The organism is Clostridium sp. 1001271B_151109_B4 (assembly GCF_015670405.1).
In the GTDB taxonomy this organism is placed as follows: domain Bacteria; phylum Bacillota; class Clostridia; order Clostridiales; family Clostridiaceae; genus Clostridium.
The window spans coordinates 54,418-61,128 of sequence record NZ_JADPBQ010000018.1; the positions used below are offsets into that span (position 1 = coordinate 54,418).

5 protein-coding genes, 1 pseudogene and 1 riboswitch are annotated in these 6,711 nt (G+C 26.9%); of the genes and pseudogenes, 1 reads left to right on the plus strand and 5 read right to left on the minus strand.

Features of this window, described 5'->3' with window-relative positions; all coding sequences use genetic code 11:
- Positions 1-56: 56 nt before the first annotated feature.
- Complete coding sequence (locus I4V63_RS12350) at positions 57-557, minus strand: DedA family protein (protein WP_196001552.1); 501 nt, start codon at positions 555-557, stop codon at positions 57-59.
- Positions 558-829: 272 nt separating this feature from the next.
- Positions 830-2,014 carry a chloride channel protein gene (locus tag I4V63_RS12355; RefSeq protein WP_196001553.1) on the minus strand — a complete coding sequence of 395 codons (1,185 nt, stop codon included), beginning with the start codon at positions 2,012-2,014 and terminating at the stop codon, positions 830-832.
- 148 nt (positions 2,015-2,162) lie between these two features.
- Positions 2,163-2,237, plus strand: a riboswitch (Fluoride riboswitch).
- A gap of 109 nt (positions 2,238-2,346) precedes the next feature.
- Here I4V63_RS12355 and I4V63_RS12360 point away from each other — a divergent pair.
- Positions 2,347-3,579, plus strand: a complete 1,233-nt coding sequence (locus I4V63_RS12360) for a cation:proton antiporter (protein WP_196001554.1) — start codon at positions 2,347-2,349, stop codon at positions 3,577-3,579.
- A 76-nt stretch (positions 3,580-3,655) separates the two neighbouring features.
- Here I4V63_RS12360 and I4V63_RS12365 read toward each other — a convergent pair.
- From I4V63_RS12365 to I4V63_RS12375, 3 genes and pseudogenes are all read right to left on the minus strand, one after another.
- A pseudogene (locus I4V63_RS12365) lies at positions 3,656-4,474 on the minus strand (sugar phosphate nucleotidyltransferase); the annotation flags it as partial.
- Between the two features lie 35 nt (positions 4,475-4,509).
- A complete protein-coding gene (locus tag I4V63_RS12370) occupies positions 4,510-5,988 on the minus strand; it encodes a recombinase family protein (RefSeq protein ID WP_042402272.1) in 1,479 nt (492 codons plus the stop codon).
- Positions 5,989-6,036: 48 nt separating this feature from the next.
- Complete coding sequence (locus tag I4V63_RS12375) at positions 6,037-6,243, minus strand: hypothetical protein (RefSeq protein WP_042402269.1); 207 nt, start codon at positions 6,241-6,243, stop codon at positions 6,037-6,039.
- Between the last annotated feature and the right edge of the window lie 468 nt (positions 6,244-6,711).

Consider the following 6,711-nt stretch of genomic DNA (forward strand, 5'->3'; position numbering starts at 1 on the left):
TTAACACATTTATTGACTAATTGGTATCAATATTTTCTATCTAAACTTATTTAATTCTAAAAAAACAAATGACTAAAAGCATACCCTACATAAATAAATGCAAAATTCCATATCGTAATTCCTATTGCTGAATATAATGAAAACTTTAAAAAATTAACTTTAAATGTCCCTACAACTATAGATATCAATGTTCTAGCCACGGGAATTAATCTAGATAAAAAAATACCTAAATCTCCATACCTTTCTATACATTTAAATGTTTTATCAATAGGCTTTTTTGTTTTAGGAAATTTATTTTCAATCCTATCTATAATTGGATTACCACAATAATATCCTATTGCATATAAACACCAACTTCCAAGTAGCGCTGCTATCACCGATGTAATAAGTGTAATTTGAAAATTTAATCCACTTGATTTTATAAGTATTCCAGCCGCCGGCATTATAATCCCTGCTGGTAGTCCTGGTAAATTTAAATATTCTAAAAATACTATTCCTGCCAAAAACAAGTAACCATATCTATCCATATATGATAATATATCATTAATATCAATCATTTTTTCCTATCCCTTCTATATAATTATACAGAACAAGAAACTTTAGTAAAGTTTACTAAAAATATTTCAATTTATATTCCACCAAAAATCCCTTTGAATTTTATTTTTCCCATTAAATTCATACTATATTCATTTATAGAATAATTACTTTAAAATAAAATAATTCTCCATAGAATAAAAACTTTACTTTTTATTCTACAGAGAATCTATAATTTAAATCTCTTTATGCAAGTACAATATTATTTATATTAACACAAATATCATTTGTAATTTTACTCATTCCATAACTGAGAAGTATAAATTCCCTTATGACCAGAAATAAAAAATGATATTATACATACCAACATTGCAAATATAATATTATTTGTCCTAAAAAGCTCTAAATACATCATAAAACAAGCTATAGGTGCATTAGTTGCTCCTGAAAATACTCCAACAAGCCCTAAAGCTGCACAAAATGCAAATGGTAAACCAACTATATGCGACAAGGTTGCTCCAAGAGTAGCTCCTATAACAAATAATGGGGTAACTTCCCCACCTTGATATCCTGCACCCAAACATAATGTTGTCAATATAAGCTTAATAATAAATGCTAGACTAGGTGCTTTTCCATAAAAGGCATCATTCAATAACCCTAAGCTTAAATTGTTATATAAATTATTTCTTAAAAGCAACGTAGCTATTACCATTAAAGTACCACCAACAAATATTTTAAAATATTGATTTTTACAATACTTTATTAATTTTTCCTTAAACCAATGTGTCATATAAACAAATAATCTGCTAATTAATCCAAAACAAATTGCTAATGCAATAACCTTTAAAACATTAATTATATTAACTGCTTCTGATGCCGCTATTTTATAGTGACTATGTTTAACACCTAAATATTTTACAACAGAATTTCCTACCAATGCTGAAACTATAGCTGGTAGCATTGAATTATAACTTATACGCCCTATATTAGCAATTTCTAAGGCAAATATAGTTCCTGTAAGTGGAGTTCCAAAAACAGATGAAAAACCAGCTGCTACACCACTTATTAATAATATCTTCTTTTCTTCTTCTGAACTTTTTAACGCTTTGGCTAATGAATTTCCTATAGTTCCACCTATTTGAACTCCTGTTCCTTCTCTTCCTACTGATCCACCAAAAAGGTGAGTTAATATAGTACCTAAGAAAACTAATGGCGCCATAATGAATTGAATTTTTTCTTTACTTCCATTTATATTTTCAATTATTATATTATTTCCCTTTTGTGAATTACCACCATACTTGCTATAAAGGTAAGTCATAAACATTCCTGAAAAGGGAAGTACAAATATTAATGATTTATAGGCTAAATTTAAATCTATAGCTTTTTCTAATAGCATCAAAAATACCCCAATACATAGCCCTGAAACCCCACCAATTACTACTGAAACTAATGCTAATTTTAATATGCTTAACTTGCTCATACTATTCACTCCATTTATATCTTATACTTATTAAAATTCCCTAAGTATAGAAATATATTTATTTGCTTATAGTGCTATTCATATTATAATAATGCTAAACATTAAAGCTTTCACATATTGCGCCTCATGTCCAACTCTGATATAATCAAAAATTGTAGGGAATGAAGTTCTCCCTTGATAATTATCAAAACCGCTTATTATAGCTAATGACTTCTACAACTTTTTTTGTTGTAGAAATCATTAGCTTTTTTTAATTTTTAACTTTATTTTTTCTATTTTATAATTATAAAGTTTTAATATTAAAATTTAATTTCATTTTTGGAGGATTATTTATGTTAATTAATGTTTTAGTAATTATAATTAGCTTAATACTTATTGGCGTATTAGCTAATTACAGTGGAAAACTGGTAGAATTTATAAAACTACCGTCACTTATAGGCATGATTCTATTTGGAATGTTTATAGGTCCATCCTTTTTTAATTTGGTTCCAAAATCAACATTAAATATCTCGCCATATATTAAGGACCTTGCCTTAATAACTGTATTATTTATAGGTGGCCTTGGAATAAACTTAAATCAAATGAAGCAAATTGGTCGACCTGCTATTTTATTAAGTATAATACCTGCAACCTTAGAAGGACTTACAATTGCAGTTTTATCTATGATATTTTTAAAATTTACCTTTGTACAAGGCGCAATTTTAGGTTTTATAATTGCTGCTGTAAGTCCAGCTGTTTTAGTTCCATCAATGGTTGATTTAATTAAAAGAAAAATAGGGCAAGATAAAGCAATTCCTCAAATGCTTCTAGTTGGTGCTTCTGCAGATGATACTATTGCAATAACTTTATTTACAACCTTTTTAGGAATATATATGTCTTCTGTTAACGGTAAATCTATTTCTGTTATAGGTGAACTTATAACAATTCCTCTTACCATTGTTGTAAGTATTTTAACTGGTTTGCTACTTGCTATTTTAACGAAGAAATTACTAAAATCAATTAGTCATAATAATTTAAGAGTTATTTTAGCCATTATAGTTTGCTTAATAATTAGATTAGTAGAAAACACCTTCCACTTAAAAATATTTAATTCTTTATTAACTATAATGCTTTATGGTTTCTTTTTAAGGGCATTTTTAGATGAATTAGCTCTTAAAATTCAAGATGGAATAAATATTGTATGGAAGTATGGAAAAATATATTTATTTACCTTTGTTGGTATGGCAATTAACCCCTCTCTAGTTGGTAAATATTTATTGATTGGAATAGTAATGCTTACTATCTCTTTAACTGTTAGATCTATAGGTGTTGCTATTTCATTAATTGGTACTAATTTATCTTTTAAAGAAAGAGTATTTTGTATTATAGCTTATTTACCTAAAGCAACTGTTCAATCTGCAAAAGCCGGAATACCTCTTCAAATGGGTATTGTCGGTGGTGAAGTTATGCAAGCTATTGCTATCTTAAGTGTATTAATTACTGCTCCTATTGGTGCTATTGGAATTAATCTTACTTCTCCTAAACTTTTAAAACAAAATGATGAATATGAAGAGTTAGTCGTATAATATTAATTTTCTTATAAAATAAAAGTGACAAATTGAATTTACTATTAAAACTCAATTTGTCACTTTTAACCTTTCATTAAATAAACGCTCCAAATTCAGGACTATCATTAATATCATTCAGTAAATGCTTAATTTCCTGATCTTTATCCTTATCCATAACAAGAATAACATCTCCCGCATCAACAACTACTAAATCTTTAACTCCAAAGCCGATAATCAGCTTTTCATTCCCCCCAAATATGGAGCAATTTTCACAATCTTGAATATATACATTACTACTTATTTTATTATTATTTCTATATTGATTTAAATATCTACTTAATGCATTAAAACTACCTATATCATCCCATTTAAAATCTCCCTTGATTACATAGGCCTTTCTAGTTCTTTGCATTACTCCAAAATCAATAGAAATTCCATCAATTAACCCATATTCTTCTCTTGTTACTTGATCCTCATCATCTTCTCCTAAATGTTGATATATATTCATTAATGATTTATACATCTTAGGCAAGTACTTTTCAATTTCCCTCAGTATAACATCTGCTCTAAAAACAAACATTCCTGAGTTCCATAAATAAGTTCCTTTTAATAAGAAATCTTTTGCAACCTCAATATTAGGTTTTTCAGTAAACCTAGCTATTTTATAAGCTTGAGTTGCTGATGGTATCCTTTCACCCATTTCAATATATCCATATCCAGTTTCAGGCCTTGTTGGATTAATTCCTATAGTTACAATCCCTCTACGTCTATTTGCTATTTCAATAGCCTCTGATAGTGTATCTAAATAATCCTTTTGGCCCTCAATATGGTGGTCAGAAGGTAATACTACCATTACAGCATCATTATCTTTTTTTAATAACTTAATAGCTGATAATCCTATACAAGTAGCAGTTGCTATATATAACTATTTAGGTTCTTATATTTTCTTTATAAATTCCATTTAATATTAATAATTCCGTTAGTATCAATATAAACTTTATCTATTACCATTTTAAGCATTGCATTATTCCATTGTTCTACTGGTACACCTATAATATTTTCTACATCTTTTTTAAAGCTACTTTGTTTAACTGGTAAGTTATTTATTTTATCTTCTATAATTTCTTTATTCTTAATGTGTGTATCTAATAATTTACTAATACTTTCATTTTGTAACTTAAATTGTGTAATTGTTAATGCTCCAGCATTATATAGTTCCATTAAATTATTGGTTTTCTTCATCTGTTCATCTATACCCTTATTAATCGCCTTCAATTCTCCCTCTAGGCTTGATTTAATATCATTGTTAGTATTTATATTAATAATATCAAAATTACGCTCTATGATTGAATTTAACTCACCTTTGATATGCTCTATTAGAAAATCTTCATCTATCCTATTACTACTATGACCAACGGCAACACCCACTTTTTCATATGCTGAACAATTATAATGTAATTTCTTTCCCTTCTTTCTTCTGATAGTCATACTTGAACCACAGTTATTACAAGTTAATAAATTACTGAATAAACTTGCATTAGATGCTCTTTCAATTCCTTTAATACTATATCTATGTTTTTTTGCTTTTTCTGAATTAATTGTAAATAATTTATTTGCTTCTATGAAGGTTTCATAATCAATAATTGCATCATGGTTATTATAATGTTTAATCCAGTTCTCTGGCTCAATCTGGTTCATTTTTGATATAGTTACATCAATAGTTTCTGATTTACCTTGTATAAGTGTACCGGTATAAACTTCATTTAATATAATATTTTTTATTGTGTTACCTCTAATGATACCACCATTTTTACCCTTTATACCTTCAGATGTTAAAATATTACCTATTTTATTAGTTCCGTTACCTTGTAAATATAGTTTAAAAATTCTTTTTATTATTGGTGCTTCGAGTTCATTTATAACAAAATTCTTTTTGTTAATATCATAATCATAACCAAATGGAGCAATACAGTTGTATATTTTTCCAGTTTCTTTGAAATGGTTAAAAACTGTCTTTATTCTCTTACTTGTGTTTTGGCTCTCTTGTTCTGCTATCCATGAGAATAAACCAAACTTTGTTATATCTTCTTTACTATCTAAATTATCTTCTATGAATATTATTCTTATATTATTCTCTCTTAATTCTTTAATTGCTCCTAAAGTTTCCACCATATTTCTTCCGAAACGTGAATAAGATTTTGCAAGTAATATATCATATCTTTTATTTTTACCATCTTCAATTAATTCTTTCCATTCAGTTCTATATTTCCCTTTCGTACCACTTATTCCATCATCAATATAAGATTTATATAAAATACAATTATTCTTTTCAATCCAACTCTTAAAAATATCTTCCTGGTTTCCGATACTTGTTTTTTGACTTTCATAATCTGTTGAAGTTCTCGAAAATGTTGCTACTTTTAACATTAATTTCATTCCTCCTTTTGTAAAAAAATAATCTAGCATAAATATATTTTACGCTAGATTTACAACTTTTTGAAGTATTTCATTTATGTTATTATTGGAAAATTCATCTATAAAGGTATAAACTTTTCTACCTCTCTTTTTTAAAGTAATTTTTAATTTTTCATCTTCATATATTACTTTATCATCTCCAGGTTTTAAAGATTTTTTTAAATCATCTAGTTTGTCCACCTTTATAAAATCATAAATATTTATCATTTCCTTCACTCCATGTATTAAAGCCACCAATTAAAAAATTGGCTCTTTGGTTGGAGTAACCAAAAGATTTTACACCCCCCTTTATACTATGAATTATAATTATAAAATATCTCTTAATATTTATATTTTATAATTAAGATTTGAATAAGTTCATTCATGAAAATATGTAATTTATACCTTTTGTATTTATATTAAATAATTAATATTAAATATTTTTGATAGTCAAGACTTTGACTTTCCAAAACTGCTATAATAAAATATCAATTTTATTTTATCTAATAACTATATAAAGCAAAAAATGGAGCATACACAAAATATTTTTAATTCTGCATATGCTCCATAATTATAATAATCTATTAATATTACTTTCTTTATCTTCTAAAGTTCCCCATGCTCCTATAAAAATTTCTTTATGCTGGGGTAAATTACAAATCATTGTTAACATTAATTTATAAAACTTTAAAACTG